This window comes from Helicobacter sp. MIT 03-1616 (genome assembly GCF_000765685.2).
Taxonomy (GTDB): domain Bacteria; phylum Campylobacterota; class Campylobacteria; order Campylobacterales; family Helicobacteraceae; genus Helicobacter_C; species Helicobacter_C typhlonius.
The window spans coordinates 34,499-50,741 of record NZ_JROY02000009.1 but is presented as its reverse complement, the minus strand read 5'-3'; the positions used below and the strand labels follow the sequence as shown (position 1 = coordinate 50,741).

22 protein-coding genes and 4 tRNA genes are annotated in these 16,243 nt (G+C 38.2%); 20 read left to right on the top strand and 6 right to left on the bottom strand.

The features are described 5' to 3' along the window. Positions 1–13: 13 nt before the first annotated feature. Positions 14–688, bottom strand: a complete 675-nt coding sequence (gene plsY / locus LS67_RS07125; protein WP_034325917.1) for a glycerol-3-phosphate 1-O-acyltransferase PlsY — start codon at positions 686–688, stop codon at positions 14–16. Positions 689–725: 37 nt separating this feature from the next. Beyond that, a complete protein-coding gene (locus LS67_RS07120; protein WP_034325918.1) occupies positions 726–1,055 on the bottom strand; it encodes a rhodanese-like domain-containing protein in 330 nt (109 codons plus the stop codon). 175 nt (positions 1,056–1,230) lie between these two features. On the opposite strand from LS67_RS07120, the gene LS67_RS07115 reads away from it, so the two are divergent. After that, complete coding sequence (locus LS67_RS07115) at positions 1,231–1,713, top strand: hypothetical protein (RefSeq protein WP_034325919.1); 483 nt, start codon at positions 1,231–1,233, stop codon at positions 1,711–1,713. 160 nt (positions 1,714–1,873) lie between these two features. Next, positions 1,874–2,005 (top strand): hypothetical protein, encoded by a 132-nt coding sequence (locus tag LS67_RS10140; protein ID WP_268902964.1) that lies wholly within the window; start codon positions 1,874–1,876, stop codon positions 2,003–2,005. Positions 2,006–2,198: 193 nt separating this feature from the next. On the opposite strand, the gene ppk2 is transcribed toward LS67_RS10140, so the two are convergent. After that, positions 2,199–3,302 (bottom strand): polyphosphate kinase 2, encoded by a 1,104-nt coding sequence (gene ppk2, locus LS67_RS07110; protein WP_034325921.1) that lies wholly within the window; start codon positions 3,300–3,302, stop codon positions 2,199–2,201. Positions 3,303–3,392: 90 nt separating this feature from the next. Between ppk2 and LS67_RS07105 the strand changes: the two genes are divergently transcribed. The 5 genes from LS67_RS07105 (at position 3,393) to LS67_RS07085 (ending at position 4,562) form a co-directional block, all read left to right on the top strand. Further along, positions 3,393–3,899 carry a CinA family protein gene (locus LS67_RS07105; protein ID WP_034325922.1) on the top strand — a complete coding sequence of 169 codons (507 nt, stop codon included), beginning with the start codon at positions 3,393–3,395 and terminating at the stop codon, positions 3,897–3,899. Between the two features lie 271 nt (positions 3,900–4,170). Beyond that, positions 4,171–4,246: transfer RNA gene (locus LS67_RS07100), tRNA-Lys, on the top strand. A gap of 13 nt (positions 4,247–4,259) precedes the next feature. Next, a tRNA-Glu gene (locus LS67_RS07095) sits at positions 4,260–4,334 on the top strand. A gap of 25 nt (positions 4,335–4,359) precedes the next feature. Beyond that, positions 4,360–4,435 (top strand) — tRNA-Val (locus tag LS67_RS07090). Positions 4,436–4,485: 50 nt separating this feature from the next. Then, positions 4,486–4,562 (top strand) — tRNA-Asp (locus tag LS67_RS07085). Between the two features lie 118 nt (positions 4,563–4,680). Here LS67_RS07085 and LS67_RS07080 read toward each other — a convergent pair. After that, entirely contained in the window at positions 4,681–5,088 is a 408-nt protein-coding gene (locus LS67_RS07080) for a helix-turn-helix domain-containing protein (protein WP_034325923.1), read from the bottom strand. Positions 5,089–5,222: 134 nt separating this feature from the next. Here LS67_RS07080 and LS67_RS07075 point away from each other — a divergent pair, with 134 nt between their 5' ends. From LS67_RS07075 to LS67_RS07060, 4 genes are all read left to right on the top strand, one after another. After that, a complete protein-coding gene (locus LS67_RS07075) occupies positions 5,223–5,519 on the top strand; it encodes a hypothetical protein (RefSeq protein WP_034325924.1) in 297 nt (98 codons plus the stop codon). Between the two features lie 12 nt (positions 5,520–5,531). Further along, a complete protein-coding gene (locus LS67_RS07070) occupies positions 5,532–6,227 on the top strand; it encodes an ion transporter (RefSeq protein ID WP_052082222.1) in 696 nt (231 codons plus the stop codon). Between the two features lies 1 nt (position 6,228). Then, positions 6,229–7,029 carry a hypothetical protein gene (locus tag LS67_RS07065; protein ID WP_034325925.1) on the top strand — a complete coding sequence of 267 codons (801 nt, stop codon included), beginning with the start codon at positions 6,229–6,231 and terminating at the stop codon, positions 7,027–7,029. 116 nt (positions 7,030–7,145) lie between these two features. After that, the gene (locus LS67_RS07060) at positions 7,146–7,478 is read left to right on the top strand and encodes a hypothetical protein (protein ID WP_138109660.1); all 333 of its coding nucleotides are present in this window, start codon (positions 7,146–7,148) and stop codon (positions 7,476–7,478) included. A 259-nt stretch (positions 7,479–7,737) separates the two neighbouring features. On the opposite strand, the gene LS67_RS07055 is transcribed toward LS67_RS07060, so the two are convergent. After that, a complete protein-coding gene (locus tag LS67_RS07055) occupies positions 7,738–8,163 on the bottom strand; it encodes a Fur family transcriptional regulator (RefSeq protein ID WP_034325927.1) in 426 nt (141 codons plus the stop codon). A gap of 148 nt (positions 8,164–8,311) precedes the next feature. On the opposite strand from LS67_RS07055, the gene ffh reads away from it, so the two are divergent. The 8 genes from ffh to LS67_RS07015 all read left to right on the top strand — a co-directional run bounded on the left by ffh (position 8,312) and on the right by LS67_RS07015 (position 15,460). Next, positions 8,312–9,655: a signal recognition particle protein gene (ffh, locus tag LS67_RS07050; protein WP_034325968.1), complete on the top strand. Its 1,344-nt coding sequence runs from the start codon at positions 8,312–8,314 to the stop codon at positions 9,653–9,655. A 66-nt stretch (positions 9,656–9,721) separates the two neighbouring features. Continuing rightward, positions 9,722–9,952 carry a 30S ribosomal protein S16 gene (gene rpsP / locus LS67_RS07045; protein ID WP_034325928.1) on the top strand — a complete coding sequence of 77 codons (231 nt, stop codon included), beginning with the start codon at positions 9,722–9,724 and terminating at the stop codon, positions 9,950–9,952. 27 nt (positions 9,953–9,979) lie between these two features. Continuing rightward, positions 9,980–10,219 (top strand): KH domain-containing protein, encoded by a 240-nt coding sequence (locus LS67_RS07040; protein WP_034325929.1) that lies wholly within the window; start codon positions 9,980–9,982, stop codon positions 10,217–10,219. Positions 10,220–10,264: 45 nt separating this feature from the next. Continuing rightward, positions 10,265–10,807, top strand: a complete 543-nt coding sequence (gene rimM / locus LS67_RS07035) for a ribosome maturation factor RimM (protein WP_034325930.1) — start codon at positions 10,265–10,267, stop codon at positions 10,805–10,807. Positions 10,808–10,811: 4 nt separating this feature from the next. Continuing rightward, a complete protein-coding gene (gene trmD / locus LS67_RS07030; protein ID WP_034325932.1) occupies positions 10,812–11,561 on the top strand; it encodes a tRNA (guanosine(37)-N1)-methyltransferase TrmD in 750 nt (249 codons plus the stop codon). Further along, the gene (gene rplS, locus LS67_RS07025; RefSeq protein ID WP_034325933.1) at positions 11,533–11,889 is read left to right on the top strand and encodes a 50S ribosomal protein L19; all 357 of its coding nucleotides are present in this window, start codon (positions 11,533–11,535) and stop codon (positions 11,887–11,889) included. Before trmD ends, rplS begins: the two co-directional genes overlap by 29 nt. Positions 11,890–12,380: 491 nt before the next feature. Continuing rightward, complete coding sequence (locus tag LS67_RS07020; protein ID WP_034325934.1) at positions 12,381–12,974, top strand: heme-binding protein; 594 nt, start codon at positions 12,381–12,383, stop codon at positions 12,972–12,974. Next, on the top strand, positions 12,974–15,460 hold the full coding sequence (locus tag LS67_RS07015) for a molybdopterin guanine dinucleotide-containing S/N-oxide reductase (RefSeq protein ID WP_034325935.1): 2,487 nt from the start codon (positions 12,974–12,976) through the stop codon (positions 15,458–15,460). Before LS67_RS07020 ends, LS67_RS07015 begins: the two co-directional genes overlap by 1 nt. A gap of 146 nt (positions 15,461–15,606) precedes the next feature. Here LS67_RS07015 and LS67_RS07010 read toward each other — a convergent pair whose 3' ends face one another. Next, positions 15,607–15,852: a helix-turn-helix domain-containing protein gene (locus LS67_RS07010; protein WP_034325936.1), complete on the bottom strand. Its 246-nt coding sequence runs from the start codon at positions 15,850–15,852 to the stop codon at positions 15,607–15,609. Between the two features lie 105 nt (positions 15,853–15,957). Here LS67_RS07010 and LS67_RS07005 point away from each other — a divergent pair, with 105 nt between their 5' ends. Further along, on the top strand, positions 15,958–16,230 hold the full coding sequence (locus tag LS67_RS07005; RefSeq protein WP_034325937.1) for a YkgJ family cysteine cluster protein: 273 nt from the start codon (positions 15,958–15,960) through the stop codon (positions 16,228–16,230). The last annotated feature ends 13 nt before the right edge of the window (positions 16,231–16,243 follow it).

Below are 16,243 nucleotides of genomic sequence, written 5' to 3'. Positions count from 1 at the left end.
CTAGAACGCAAACTCACAGCACCTTACCTTCTTGTCCGCTAAAAAGTCGCTTGATGTTAGGAATATGCGTATAAAGGATAAATAGCCCGATAAGCACCACAGGCGTGTGCGTGTGAATCTGTGCGACAATAGAAATACTATCTGGCAGGGGCAAAATATAAGGGATAACAAAAGTAAGCACGATACCGCTTAGAACGCCAATGAGCGAGGAGAGCGAGGAGATTTTAAACACTTTGCCCACAATCCCCCACACAATCAACCCACAAATCCCCTCCACAGGAATAAGCAACAGCACCGAACCAATAGCGGTAGCCACGCCCTTGCCTCCTTTAAATCCAAGATAAGGGCTATAACAATGTCCTATAATAGCTAAGAGCGCGATTGCCCATTGTGTTTCATAGCTTAGTCCTACTGCCTTTGCGAGTGCGACCATTATCAAACCCTTGCTCGCATCAAGCACAATAGTGAGGATAGAGAGGGGCTTTGCCTTTTTTTCATCTCGTTCTTTGAGGGTGCGATAGACATTTGTCGCGCCGATACTGCCCGAGCCAATTTGGCGAATATCAGTCTTATAAAGCACCTTAAGCAATAGCCACCCGAATGGAATCCCACCCACAATAAAGGCAAGGACATAAAAAATCACATTGATATTTGAAAAGACATAGAGCAGACTTGATAAGACACTCATTTATAATCCTTTGTTAATGTAATGTGCGATTATAGCATTATTTGCTGATGAGTTGAATATGCGCGTTTGCAAGTGTGCTAAACTCATCATCATAATAATAAATATTCTCTAAGCCCTCCTCCACAAGCTCACTGCCTAAAATACTCGCGGTATGTCCCGAGTAGCACACAAGGGCGTATTTTTGGTTTGGATTTTTTTTGATATGTGCATACACATCATAAGGATTATTCAGCTGCAGAGAATCTTTAATATGGCAAAGCGCGTAATCCTCGGGGTAGCGAATATCAATAATACAAAAGCTCTCGTCCAAATCCTCGGCATAAAGTGGATTGGCAAGGCTTGGGTTATTCTTTCCTTTAAATTCCATAAGATTCCTTAAAAAACATTTGTGTGTATTGTAACATAAGAATCTTTATTAAAAATATACAAAAGATTGCAGAGTGCTTATATCGTAATATGAAAGAATGAAACAAAATAAAGTTTTTATTTGTTTTTTTGTTATAGCGGAGGCTTAAATTTTGCTTTTATCATAAGGAGAAAAAATGAAAAAGAGTGTAGTTGGAGTAATTGCATTGAGTGTTTTACTTACAGGAGTAAGTGCTTTTGACTTAGGAGGTGTTACAAAAGGACTAGGAAAGACTTTAGAAGCAGGAAAAAAGGTAGGAGTAGTAAAGTCTCCAGATGATATTGTTAAAGATAATGTCAATGATAAGAAAAACATAGAAGCGTGTAAGCAATATTATCATAAAAATAAGATTGCTTATTATGGTAGTAATGATATACTCGACCCAAGTAGCACAAGAGACGAATCTAACAAAATCAATTACGATAGAAAAGAGATTGGTGCTTTGGTAGAATTATATAAAAAGGCTGTTAAAAAGCTTGAAAAGCAAGATTTTGATATATCTAAACATTCAAAAAAAGTGTTGATAATCACGCACTATGTAAATTTATTTTTAGCAAATCAAAAACATTTACAACAAATGATTCTTCTAAGTTTGCAGAAGAAACAAAAAATACGATAAGAAATAACTTTTTAACTCACGCTTAGGCATTACATCTCTATAATGTAATGCCTAAGCTGATTTACTTCCTTTACTTAACTTCTTAAATCTTTTACGCTATAATCATAAGCGACATTAAAAGAGATAACTCATCTTTACTCTTATATTCTAAGGAGAAAAGATGAAAGCACCACGACTAAGACTACTTAAGATTGTTTTTTGCTTAAGCATAGGCTTTAGCTGCACTCAAGCAAACTTTCCTGTGATTGATGTAAGATCAATCGCTCAAAGCATAATGCAATATACGCAATGAACCCTATCAATTCCAAATTCCCTATAAAGTTGCTTAAAATTTTCAAAGGTATTGTTATTTATTTTCTCTCTAAAATTGCTTCAAAAGCTTGATATTACAGAATATCCTGTTTCATTTCGAAAATGGATAAAGGAGGTTTTAGAGGGCTTTGGGTTAAGCCCTCTTTTGGTTTAAGGAGGATTAAAAGAGAAATTTATGATTTTGTGGGCGTAGTATCAGCTTTAGCAGATTCTGCTTTGGTAGCACTTTTAGCTTTGGGCTCATTTTTGGGTTTGCTTTCAGCCTTAACTTCCTTTTCCTTGTTGGCTTCTTGCTTAGTCTTTTGCTTCTCCTCTTTTGTCCTTTCTTTCTCGGCTTTTTCCACCTTTTCTGCTAGTGCTTTTTGTGCTTTTCTTTCCTTTTTTTCCGCCTCTTTTATTTCTTTAAGCTCTTTGAGCTGCTTTTGAACCTCTTTTGTCGGATCAAGATGTGCGGTTTGATATTGAGAATACACCCACACAATGCTAGGATCAGGTAGTAAGCACACGGCAGTTTGATCTTTGCCCTCATAGTCAATTTTACTCAAAATATCACGTGCAATATTGAGTCTCGCGCGCTTTTTATCATTGGTATTAACAATCGTCCAAGGGCATATGTGCGTATGTGTGCGTGCAAACATTTTTTCAAACGCTTCGGTGTATTCATTCCACAAATCAAGTGACTTGCCATCAATGGGGCTTAGTTTCCACATTCTAAGTGGATCAGTTTTGCGGCGTAAGATTCTACGCTTTTGCTCCTCTCTGCCCACATCAAGAAAATATTTGAAAATCATTGTGCCGCTTGAAATCAGCATTTGCTCAAGATTTGAAACTTGAGTAATAAACTCTCTATATTGATCTTGAGAGCAAAACTCCATTACTTTTTCTACTCCTGCTCTGTTATACCAGCTGCGATCATAAAAGACAATCTCCCCTCCGCTTGGCAATGTGCTAATGTAGCGTTTGAAATACCATTCTGTTTTTTCTGTTTCAGTAGGTTTATTTAGTGCCACTACACGGCAACCTCGTGGATTCATATGGCTTGTAAGAGCTTTAATTGTGCCACCCTTACCTGCTGCATCGCGTCCCTCCATAATGATGACGATTTTTTGATTGGTTTTTTTCACCCAATTTTGCAGTTTTAAAAGTTCAATTTGCAGTTTTGTAAGCTCCTCAAGGTAAAAATCCTCTTTCATACGCCCGTTTTTAGACTTATAAATCTCCCGAATATTGCCCTCATTCTCTGGTCTAATGACAATTTGTCTTTCTTGCTTTCCCATCTTTTCCTCCTTTTTAGGCAAAATTTATGCTCTAAATTGTATTATTTTTGAACAAAAAGCAAGCTTAAACTATAGTAAAGGGGTTGCAAAATGAAGCCGAATAACGATTTTGTCATATTACATAGTGATTTGGCACAGAGAGTAAGCGAGATTTTAGCTCAAAGGGGAATGAAAGTCGGCATAGCTGAAAGCTGCACTGGTGGGCTTTTAAGCTATCATTTTACAATGCTTAGTGGTGCGAGTGAGATTCTTGATGGGGCGATGATAAGTTATGCCAATGCGATTAAAGCTTCTTGGCTCAATGTAAGCGAGGAGAATCTTACTCGTTTTGGTGCAGTGAGTGAACCTGTGGTTAGGGCAATGTGTGAGGGGATTCTCAAGCAAAGTGGCGCAGATGTGGCACTAGCCACAAGTGGAATCGCTGGTCCCACTGGAGGAAGTGAGAGTAAGCCCGTGGGGAGCGTATATATTGGTGTGCAGCACAAAGGAGAGCGTGCGCATATAGAACTTTGTCATTTTGACGGAGGGCGCATAGAGGTGCAGTCCCAAACTTGCGCTAAAGCACTTGAAATGCTCCTTGCGCTTTTAGATTCATAAAATTTAGATCCACATAAAGCTTGAGATAAGGCAGCGAGCTAAAATCTGTGGTATCAGCTTACAAGTTTAAGCAGCGCAAAGTGTTTATATGCTTTGAGATTCTATGGTTTTATTTCTTAAGTTGCTTATGGACGCACTCTTGACAAATTAGGCTAAACTCACTATAATTCCGCTCTTTTGTGTCCTAGGGTTCATTATGAGATAGGCTGTTTTGAGGCAGTTTGGTTATGGGCAGCGGGACAAAAGATACTAAAGATGTAAGGGCAATGATGACCCGTTAGCTCAGTTGGTAGAGCAATTCCCTTTTAAGGAATGGGCCGTTGGTTCGAATCCAACACGGGTCACCACCAAAGTTAAAGTGGCCCCTTCATCTAACGGTTAGGATACCACCCTTTCACGGTGGCTACAGGGGTTCGAATCCCCTAGGGGTCACCACTTTACTTGGTTCTTTCATTATTTTGGTCGCTTAGCTCAGTTGGTAGAGCGCCACCCTTACAAGGTGGATGTCACAAGTTCGAGCCTTGTAGCGACCACCATTTTTGCATTTTTGTGGATTGTATGAGACTTTTATACAAGTTCTTTCTTTGGAGCGGTAGTTCAGCTGGTTAGAATACCTGCCTGTCACGCAGGGGGTCGCGGGTTCGAGCCCCGTCCGCTCCGCCACCTAATTTTTTAAGCTCAATATAAAATCTTTAAGAATTGGCTCATACATTGTTTGGTATCTTTTGTGTATCTAATGAAGATTCTTCAAGCTTAACACCCCTCTAAATATTGTCTTTACTTATATTTTTTCAATAATATGATTGAGTTCTAATGTCTTTTGTTTATGGCTAAGAAGTGTTTTTTCAAGTGTTTCAAGGGATTTTGGGGAGATATATTCTAGCAGTTCTACAATGTGGCTATATTTAGCAAGATTTGGGTCTTGTAAACAGAATCTTTGAAGCACTTTGTGCGGTGAGCTTTGGGAGAAAAGCTCCTGCTCATACACGCTCAAAGCATCAGCAATAAATGGAATCATATCGGCTTTGAGTTCAATATTGCCATTAAGATAGGCATAAATGCTAGAGATTGTGGGTGTCTCACCCGTTTTATTTGCACGCAAGCCTAAGTCTATAAGGCGATTAGCAAGCTCTTTTTTGCTTAGATTTTTTGCTTTTAGAATCTCATTTATTTTGTCAATAACTTTCATTCCGCTTTCTTTTGTAAGGGTTTATTAAAGATGTAAATTTTAGTCAGTAAATTATAGAAAAAGTATAATTTAAGTATTGTTTAATGATAATATACCTATAATCACCGCCAAACAATAAAGTAAAGGAGTGCAAAATGGCTTATATTGTTAAAGTAGAGAATAATAAGGCAAAATTGTATGAAAATGCTTCTTTCAAGCGCAGTGTAGGAAGTAAAGTTTCTAATGCGATTTGTGATGATGAATGGACGATTTGTATAGAAGATGGTAAGGCGAAGCAATATGCGACAAAGACAGGAAGCTTCAAACGCTCAATAGGAGAATCAAATGCGGTGTCAGCACAAATTAATGGAGATTCTATAGTTATTTCCTATGCTAATGGCAAAGCTAAAGAATATAAGGCTTCTAGTGGCAGCTTTGTTAGGAGTTGTTAGGAATTTTGCGTAATGAGACTTAGAGGTTTTGCAGAATCTTCATTATTTCAAAACTTTGTTTTAGGAATCGTTTGTTTAAATGCTTTTGTGCTTGGTTTGCTTAGTCTGCCATATTTTTTTGACAATACATTCCTTAAACAAGTTGATGAAATTTGTCTCTATTTTTTCATTTTTGAGGTGTGTGTGAAAATTATCATACTTCGCAAAGAGTTCTTTAAAGAAAATTGGAATATTTTTGATTTAATCATAATTACTCTATCGGCATTACCTTTATTGGGTAATATTTCAGTCTTAAGATTGTTTAGAATCCTAAAGATGTTTCGTCTTTTTTCTATCTTTCCACAGCTGCGATTTGTTATTGCTGTTATCTCAAAAAGTATTCCTAGTGTAGTATGTATTGGATTTTTGCTTTTGCTTGTGTATTACATTTATGCTGTGCTTGGCACACAGCTTTTTGCAGAAGTAATACCTGATTATTTTGGCGATTTGGGTAAAAGTTTTTTTACTCTTTTTCAAATAATGACAGGAGATAGCTGGAGTGAGGGGGTTGCTCGTCCTACAATGGCAGTATATCCATATTCGTGGATATATTTTGTGAGCTTTATTGTTATTGTAACCTTTATTGTGCTTAATCTAGTTATTGGTATTATTGTTGATAGTATCAATGAGATAAAGCAAAGTAATGACAAAGCTACATCAAAGGGGTAAAATGAAATACACTTATGACATTGACAAACGATTTAATGGCAAGAAGCTTTATGATTATTGGCTTGAGGATTCGTGCTATAAAAGTGATAGGCTGATGAAAGAGGGTGGCAGGACATTTAAGAGATTCTATAATACCCTTGCACAGCATATTTTTGACATTAACCTTGAGATTAGAAAAAAAGCAAATGAGTTTTACCCTATTGTGAGAAACGAGCGTAGCAATTCAGCGGCTATCGCTATGGCACTCTCTTTACAGACACCTTATGTCATTAGTGAGTATGGAATTGGCTGTAAAGATGAGAATTGGCACGATGATACCGATGACACACGAGAACAGCAGAGACGCTTTATTGACTTTTGGTGTGCGACAGAGGATTTCAAGCTTGAAATGTGGATAGAATCCAAGCATTGTTGGTTTAATGTCGGCAAAGGGGCTAAATGGGAATTTGATACAGGGAGCAAAAAGCGCATACAAGGTGCGTTAAAGCAGATTCGCGACATTGAGGGTTTAATAAAAAATGGCAAGGCTACTTATGGCGTGAAAGTCGCACTTATGAGTATCAATGTCTTTTGCAAAAGGGAGCAGACTGTAGATGATTTGAGCGAGTTAGATTTTATCCCACGAGATGTGACTAAAATGCTAGAATATGAGGCGAGAGAATATCTCAAACAAGATGTGGGCGTGCTTGTAGGCGCACTTGATTTACGCCCAAGCATTAAGACAGATAAGCAAGACACTTATCATATTTATGGTGCGGAATATCTCCCCTATGTGCTGCTTGGCGCAATCGTGCTACCCTAAGATTCTATACGTAGAATTTCATACGAAAAGGAGAGATAATGAAAATAGCATATAAGAGCAAAACAATAAACGCGTGGCTTATCATACTATGAGCGTTATGTGCGTTTGTAGCTGTGGTGGGGGCGGAAAGCAACTATGACTTTAGCAGCAAAGCACCTTATGATGACAACAGCATAATGTGTAAGAATGGGGATAATAAATATCCATTTAAGAGTCTTAATACTGAAATCAGCTGTGAAGCAGATGTGTCTTTTTATAATAATGAATGGAGCATTCACGCACCTTATGGTATTCTTGGTGAGGGTGGAATCAAGGTTACTTCTCAAGAGGAAGTAGATGCTTGGGTTGCTACTATTCGTGAAGCCTGTGCGCTCAAAGTAGCACAAAGAGACAAAATGCTTGAAGCCTTTTTTAAACATAAATTTTGCAAGAAAGTGAGCTTTGACTAAAACGCTTGTTACATTATAGCTTTTTGGTATCTCTTGGAATGCTCTTTAATGCCCTTTGTCGCTATTGTTTCGCACGAGGGGCTTAGATTCTTAGAATCTAAGCTATTTTTCTATAAACACTTTCAATCCCTATTTTTAATCGCTTTTTTGTTGCAAAGATTCTTGCTTAAACAGAGTATAAAAAGCGACACAAAACTTGCTTGTAGCCTTGTAGCTTTAGAATCCCCTCCTTGCAAAGTATTCAAAACCTTTGTAGTCTCTACCTCGCCCTACTCTCTTTTGTTATCTTGCAAGTAGGGCATACCCCGATAAGCACCGCTGAAATATCATACACATCATAGCCGGTTTTTGTGCCGCAGTCATTTTCTAAATAGCCTGTTTCTAACTTAATATCCTCGAGTTTTCCGCAGGATTCACAATACACGTGCAGATGCTTATCGCTACTTAGCTCATATCTCTGCTTGTCCTTAGGGGCTTTAATCTCACGCAGGATATTTGCCTCACAAAGTGCATTGACATTCTTATAAATTGTTGCAAGTGAGATTGAAGGATAAATAGATTTGATTTGTTCATAAATTTCCTCTACATTCATATGCCCATTATCGTGGATTTTATTCAGCATAGCTATGCGTTGAGGCGTGATTTTTAAATGTTTCTCTCTCAAATGTTGTTCAAAACTCATCATAGGTCAATCCTTGTTTTGCCAAAGATAAAAATTGTCAATAAAAAAAGAATCTTATAGGCTTGAAGCAAATAAAAGCATAATGAAAGTGATTTTTGCATACAATGCAACTTTAAATCATTCAAAGTTTTTCAATAATGGAGCGTGTATTATGTTTGATACCTTGACAAGTTCATTTAAAGGGATTATGAATAAAATTCGCTTTAGCGATGATGAAAAAGCGTTACAAAGGGCGTGTGATGAGCTAAAAAAGACATTGCTTAAAAATGATGTGTATCACAAAGCGACAAAACACATCGTGCAAATCGTGCAGGAGCGCACAAAACAAGAGGGTATAGGCAAACAAAGCTTCAGTTCTTCCCTACAATACGCCTTAGCAGAGATTCTTCACTCATCAAAGGGCTATGGCATTAGCTTTTCGCCAACACCACCTAGTGTTATTTTAATGATGGGCTTGCAAGGAAGCGGAAAGACAACTTCTAGTGCTAAACTCGCGCTATATCTCAAACAAAAGGGCAAAAAAATACTCCTTGTTGCGTGTGATTTGCACCGCCTAGCAGCCATAGATCAGCTACGCACACTCGCCCAAAGCATTGAGGTGGATATTTTCACACCAGAGCTTGCGAGTAAGCCAGAGGACGCCATAATCGTTGCCAAAGAAGCAAAGCAAAAGGCGAGTGCGGAGCATTATGATGTGATGATTATCGATAGTGCAGGACGACTAAGTATAGATGAATCTCTGATGAATGAACTTAAACAGATTAAAAAAACCATAAATACCACGGAATGTATCTATGTGGCAGATTCTCTTAGTGGGCAAGATGGTATCCGTTCCGCTGAAAGTTTCAATGAAAAAATTGGCATTGATGGCGTGATACTCTCTAAGTTTGATAGCGATAGTAAAGGCGGCATAGCCTTATCAATTGCCTACCAAATTGGTATTCCGCTCAAATTCATAGGGAGTGGGGAAAAGGTAGCTGATTTTGATATTTTTCTCCCTGATAGAATCATCTCGCGTCTTATGGGAGCAGGAGACATCGCCACTCTAGCGGAAAAAAGCGCAAATGTGATAAGCCAAGATGAAGCAAAAAATATCGCAAAAAAAATTAAGAAGGGGCAGTTTGGATTTGAGGATTTTATCAATCAAATCGAAAATGTGAAAAAACTCGGCTCTCTAGGGCAAATCGCCTCTATGATACCCGGACTTGGCAATATGGCAAGTGCGCTTAAAGATGTGGATTTAGATAAATCAAGCGAGGTAAAAAATATCCGCGCAATGGTAAATTCTATGACAAAAAAGGAGCGTGAAGACCCATCGCTTCTTAATGGCTCAAGGCGCAAACGCATAGCACAGGGAAGTGGGCTGGAAGTGAGCGATATAAATCGCATTATCAAGCAATTTGACCAAGCGGCAAAATTAGCCAAAAAAATGTCGCAAAAAGGCGGTATGCAGGAGCTTCTAAGCCTTATGGGTAATATGCGAATGCCAAAATAATAAGGATTTAAGCAAAAAACACTATAATGTAGCACTTAAAAAAATGTTAAACTTCAAGGAGAAGCAATGGCAACAGTAATTAGACTAACAAAAATGGGACGCAAGAAAAAACCTTTTTATCGTATTGTAGTAACAGACTCTCGAAAGAAGCGCGATGGTGGCTGGATAGAATCTTTAGGATATTATAATCCTTTGGTAGAACCAGCACTTATAAAATACGATGCACAAAGACTAGAATACTGGAAAAGCGTAGGCGCAAAAATGAGCGAAAGAGTAAGTAAGCTTACCTCAAAATAGTCCAAAATCATTTTCAAAGAAGCAATTATGGTTGAAGATTTCATTAAGGAATATGCAAAAAAAATTGTCAATAAACCTGAAGCGATAGATATACAAGTTCAAGATACCGAGGATAATACCCGCGAGATTCTCATACTTGCAGATTCACAAGATGTGGGGCGTCTCATAGGGCGTGATGGCAAAATGGTCGGCTCACTTAAAACTTTTATCTCTGGCACAAAAGCAAAAGACGGCAAAAATTACAGAATCGCCGTGCAAGCGCATTAATCGCCAAAGCCGAGATTATAGAATTTTAAACTAATAGAATCTAAAATGAAGCACAACTCCCCACTTCTTTTAGTCGCTAAAATCGGTCGATGTATCGGTGTGCGTGGGGATTTAAAGCTCCACATCATTAGCGATTTTCCTTCTATATTTATTCCTAAAGCCATTTTTCACACCCGCTCATTTGGTGAACTTTGTATTGAATCTTTTGATTCTAAATATAATCTTGTGCGCTTTAAAGAGCATACCTCACGCGAGAGTGCCGCTAGGCTGGTAAATTGTGAGCTTTACTCTACACTTGACGAGAGCAAGGCAATGTGTGATCTTAAAGAAGGGGAATTTTTGTGGGAGGAGATAATAGGGGCTAAAGTCATAGAAAAATGTGAAAATACAGAATTGGAGCTTGGCTTAGTAACGGATATTGAACGTATTGGCACACTTGATTATCTATTTGTGCGTACAGACACCGCACTTGTCAAGCAAGGATTCAAAAAACAATTTCTTGTTCCAAATATTGAGCAATTCATCTCTTGCCTCTCACCACAGGGCATTTTCACACATAATGCCCTTGCTATATTAGAGCAAAGCTAAGACAATGAAATTCTCCTTTCTTACGCTTTTCCCCGCACTTATTGAATCTTATTTCACAGATTCTATACTCAAACGTGCGATAGATAATCACCTTATTAATGTAGAGACAATCAACATTCGCGATTACGCCCTTGATAAATATAAAAAAGTCGATGAGCCACCTATAAGTGGCGGTGCCGGACAAGTAATAAAAGCCGATGTGCTCTCTCGCGCCCTAGAATCTGTGCAAGATTCACACATTATTTTTCTAAGCCCTTGCGGCAAAAGCTTTGAAAGCAATGATGCTTTAAGACTAAGTAAAAAATCCCATATAAGCTTTGTGTGTGGGCGATATGAGGGTTTTGATGAACGTGTTATTGAGGCATTTGCCGATGAGATTTTTAGCGTGGGAGATTTTATCCTCACTGGCGGTGAGTTACCTGCGCTTATGTTGTGCGATAGCATTTCGCGCTTTATTGATGGCGTGCTTGGCAATGCAGATTCTCTACGCGAAGAGAGTTTTGAATCTCATCTGCTCGAAGCACCGCAATTTGCTAAAATTTCTCATAATGCTTTATATTCTGCTGTGCCTTCAGTATATTTAAAGGGAAATCATAGTAGAATCGCCGACTTAAAAAAACGCTTGGCGATATGTAAGACAAAGTATTTTAGACCGGATTTGTATCAAACATATCATAATACATCAAGGCGCGAGATTAGGCGAGACCAAACAGAAAGGAAAGACTATGAGAAATCGTTATATACAAAGCTTTAATGACGCACAAATTGGCGACAAGAAAGTTCCGCAATTCAAGGCGGGTGATACCCTTAGACTTGGTATTAAGATTCAAGAAGGCGACAAAAGTAGGACGCAATATTTTGAAGGCGTGTGCATCGCAATCCGCGGAAATGGTGTAGATAGGACATTTACAACAAGAAAAATGGGTGCGAACAATGTCGGTGTAGAAAAAACATTCCCTCTTTATAGTGCGAGTTTGGAAAGTATTGAGGTGCTACGCGTTGGACGTGTGAGACGAGCTAAGCTCTACTACCTACGCAACAGAAGAGGTAAAGCAGCTCGTATCAAAGAGCTACGCAAGTAATCCATTTTGTCCTCTAAGTTTAGAGGTTTATGCTTCTTTAGACCTCTATAATTACTCACAAGATTATAAAACTAGGTTCTGCCCCTGCAATCTCTCTAATATCCGTATAATGCGCTTTCACGCGCTGTGGATACAGATTCAGTTATTTACCCTTAAAACACAACTTAGAATCTACATAATGTTTCAAATAATTCATATTTATCATTTCACTATGTCGCCCCCTTTGTTTAAATAGCTCAACTTGTGCTTTTTGCCACATATTTTACACACTCAATTTTTTACAGAATCTCCTCTTAAATTACCAAAAATTATCCGTTTCATCAATATACCTCTTTTGCTCAGATTTTTCTACAAACTCTCGCAAGTTTTAATAAAATCGTTATATCTTAAAAAGCTATATGCTCTTACTTTGGGTGCTTTAACCTATTCTTAAATATTTTCCCCTTACAATTTCATTAGCCTTTTAGCAATCTTAAGTCACAGGAGGAAAAATGAAATTATGTGCAAAAGCGGTTTTGCTTATGTCCTTGACATTTGTATGCACCCAAGCAGGCGAGATACTTTATGCCTCGAAGGTAAAATCACTCTACAAAGAAGGTGATAATAAGGTTGTAGGGAGGCTTTTACCAACAGCTAAGGTTGATGTGCTAGAGCATAAAGGGAATAAAGTGCTTTTGCGTATTCAAGGCTATAAGCAAGTAGGCAATCAAGCGGCTTTGTATTTTGCACCTAATCGGCGGATTTTGAATGTGGGATTTTCTAAAAATGTAGATGTGGCTTTTAAAAGTATAGAAACTTTTAAAGAAAGCGAAAGTAAGCAAGAATGGGAGCTTGCAAGTGTAGATTTATGGAGTGATGATGCACATTTGGTTGAAAGCGTTGAACAACTTTATAACGAGGCAAAAGATCTTTTTGCAAACTGCTCAATCTGCCACGCTTTGCATCCACCTAAAGAATTTAATGCTAATGCGTGGCCAAGTGTGATTAAGTCAATGAAAACGCGTGTAGGCTTTGATAATGACCAAGAATACTTGGTGTCTCAATACCTGCAAAAAAATGCTAAAGATATGCCAAAGGAGAAATAATGAATGTATTAAGTAGACGACAAGTGCTTCAAGCAATGGGGAAAGGTTTAGCCGTATTTGCTCTTGTGCCTTTTGTGGGCTGTGATACGGAGAGTAAAAAGGCAGTTATAGAATCTGGAGTGAAAAGCTTTAGTGAGAATCTTGTGCTTGATGGTGAGGTTATTACGGGGGCTCATTGGGGGGTTCTTAAGGCAAAAATAAAAGATGGTAAGGTTATTTCAAGCACTAATGCGCTTAAAAATAATGTATCTAACCCGCTCCATAGCACAATACCTGATTTAATTTATTCACCTACGCGTATTCAATATCCTATGGTAAGGAAATCTTATTTAGAAAACCCTGCAAATCCAAAACCTGAATTACGCGGGGCTGATGAATGGGTGAGAGTGAGCTATGATGAGGCTATTGCACTTATTGCCAAAGAGCTTAAAGCTACTTATAAGCAAAAGGGTAAAGAGGGCGTTTTCGCTGGAAGCTATGGCTGGAAAAGCAGTGGGAATTTACATAATGCGAGAATCTTGTTACAGCGATTTATGGGTATGGCAGGTGGCTACGTAGGCGTGAGTGGAGATTATTCCACAGGTGCTTCACAGGTGATTATGCCTTATGTGGTGGGAAGTATTGAAGTATATGAACAACAAACCTCTTTTTCTAGCGTGTTAGATAATAGCCAAGTGGTAGTGATTTGGGGTGCTGACCCTATGGCTACTTTACGCAATGCTTGGACACTCAATGAAGGCACAGGGCTTGATTTTTTTGAGCAGCTTAAAAAGTCTGGCAAGCATATTATTAGCATTGATCCAGTGCGAAATATGACTTGTGATTATTTGGGCGCGGAGTGGTTAGCTCCTTTACCAAATACAGATGTAGCCTTAATGCTTGGCATAATGCACACAATGTTTAAGAGTAATCAATACGATAAAGAGTTTTTAGAAAACTATACAACAGGATTTGAGCAGTTTAAATCTTATCTTTTAGGTGAAGCTGATGGTATTGCCAAAGATGCTTTATGGGCATCTAAAATCTGTGGCATTTCTGCTCAAAAAATTGAATCTCTTGCGCAACTTTTCTTTAATAACCGCACTATGCTTATGTCTGGCTGGGGTATGCAACGCGCTCACCACGGAGAGCAGCCACATTGGAGCCTAGTAACTCTAGCGTGTATGATAGGGCAAATTGGATTACCAGGCGGCGGATTTGGCTTGTCTTATCATTACAGTAATGGTGGTTCTCCTACAGCGACTGCACCTGTGGTTGGCGGGATTAATCTTGGTAATGTAGGAAGTGGCGGTGCAGAATGGCTTATGCAAGGGAGTGATAATAATTTCCCTCTTGCGCGCATTTCTGATGCACTACTTAATCCGGGCAAGAGCATTGAGCATAATGGCAAGAAAATCACTTATACCGATATTGATTTTATTTATTGGGCTGGAGGCAATCCGCTTGTGCATCATCAAGACACAAATACTCTTATCAAAGCTTGGCAAAAGCCGCGCACGATTGTTGTCAATGAGATTTATTGGACGCCAACCGCACGATTTGCTGATATCGTAATGCCTATTACTACGAGTTATGAGCGCAATGATATTTCAATGAGTGGAGATTACTCAAATTTGCATATTGTGCCAATGAAGCAGCTTGTAGAGAAGCAATTTGAAGCACGCGATGATTATCAAGTGTTTTGTGATTTGGCTAAAGCTTTTGGCGTGTATGACACATTTAACGAGGGTAAAAATGAAATGCAATGGATTGAGGAATTCTACAATCAAGCCCTAAAACAAGCCGAGGGGCTTATGCTCACTATGCCTAGCTTTAAAGAATTTTGGGAGGCAAATGAGCCATTGAGGTTTGAAATTCCAGCCGAATCTGAAAGTTTCGTGCGCTATGCAGAATTTCGCGAAGATCCTATTCTTAACCCGCTTGGAACAGAATCTGGTTTGATTGAAATTTATTCTAAAAGCATAGAAAAATTTGGTTATACACAATGCCCTCCACACCCCACTTGGCTTGAGCCTATTGAGTGGCTAGGAATGGATAACAAACCTGCAGAATTTGCACTCATCACCTCTCACCCCGAGTTACGATTGCATTCTCAATGCGCAAATACTTCTTTGCGAAAAGATTATGCGATTGCCGATAAAGAGCCAATTTGGATTAATACTAAAGATGCGGCGGATAAAGGTATTAAAACAGGCGATATTGTGAGTGTGAGTAATCAAAGGGGCGAAGTTTTAGCTGGTGCTTTTGTAACAGATGCGATTAAGCAAGGCGTTGTGCGATTATGTGAGGGAGCGTGGTATGACCCACAAGAGCCGGGCAAAATTGGCAGTGTGTGCAAAAATGGCTCATCTAATGTCCTTACACTTGATATGCCCACATCTCCTCTTGCTAATGGCAACATTGCTCACACGGCACTTGTAAATATTAAAAAATATGAGGGAGAGGTAAAACCTCTAAGTGTTTTTGAATCTCCACAAGGTGTGTAAATATCGCTTATAAATTCTTTATTTTTGCATTCCTATTCTTTATAAAGAATAGGAATATATTTATAGAATCTGCTTAAGTTTTTTATTTATTTTTATATTTTCTTGTGATGATTAAGTGTGTCTAGCATAAAAAGATTTACAATCTCCTATAAACCCTCAAAAAAATTTTGTATATTTACTTCTAAAACTTGAGCGATTTTAAGCAAATGCTCTATATTAAAATGCTGCTTCTTGTGGTAGATTTCAGCACAGGACACAACGCTTACTGATTTGTGCCCTATAGCTAAGGAAAGTTCAAGCTGGGTTAAACCTTTTAATTCCCTTGCTTTTTTGACATTTAAACCTATGATTCTATACGCATTGTCTATAAATTCATCTTGTATCTTTTGCATTTTTTAACTTGTTATAGTAAGGTAGATTTTATTTTAATTTGATAGAATGCGTTTTTCAACTTGATATTACAAGGTGAAAATATTTAGGAGGACAAATAAATTTTGATGATAAATAGTTTTCCTTGCACAAATTGTGGTGTGTGTTGTAAAAATATTGGCGGTATTAAAGAACTAAAATCTTTTGATTTAGGTAATGGAATCTGTAAATATTTAGACACTCAAAGCAATTTATGTAGGATTTATCAAAATCGTCCAGATATTTGCAGAGTTGATGTGATGTTTGAGAGAGTATATTTTAAGCATTACACCAAAGAGGCATTCTATAAGCTCAATATGCAATCTTGTAAAATATTGCAAGAAAAAGAGTGCATAGATTAAGGAGCTTAGAATC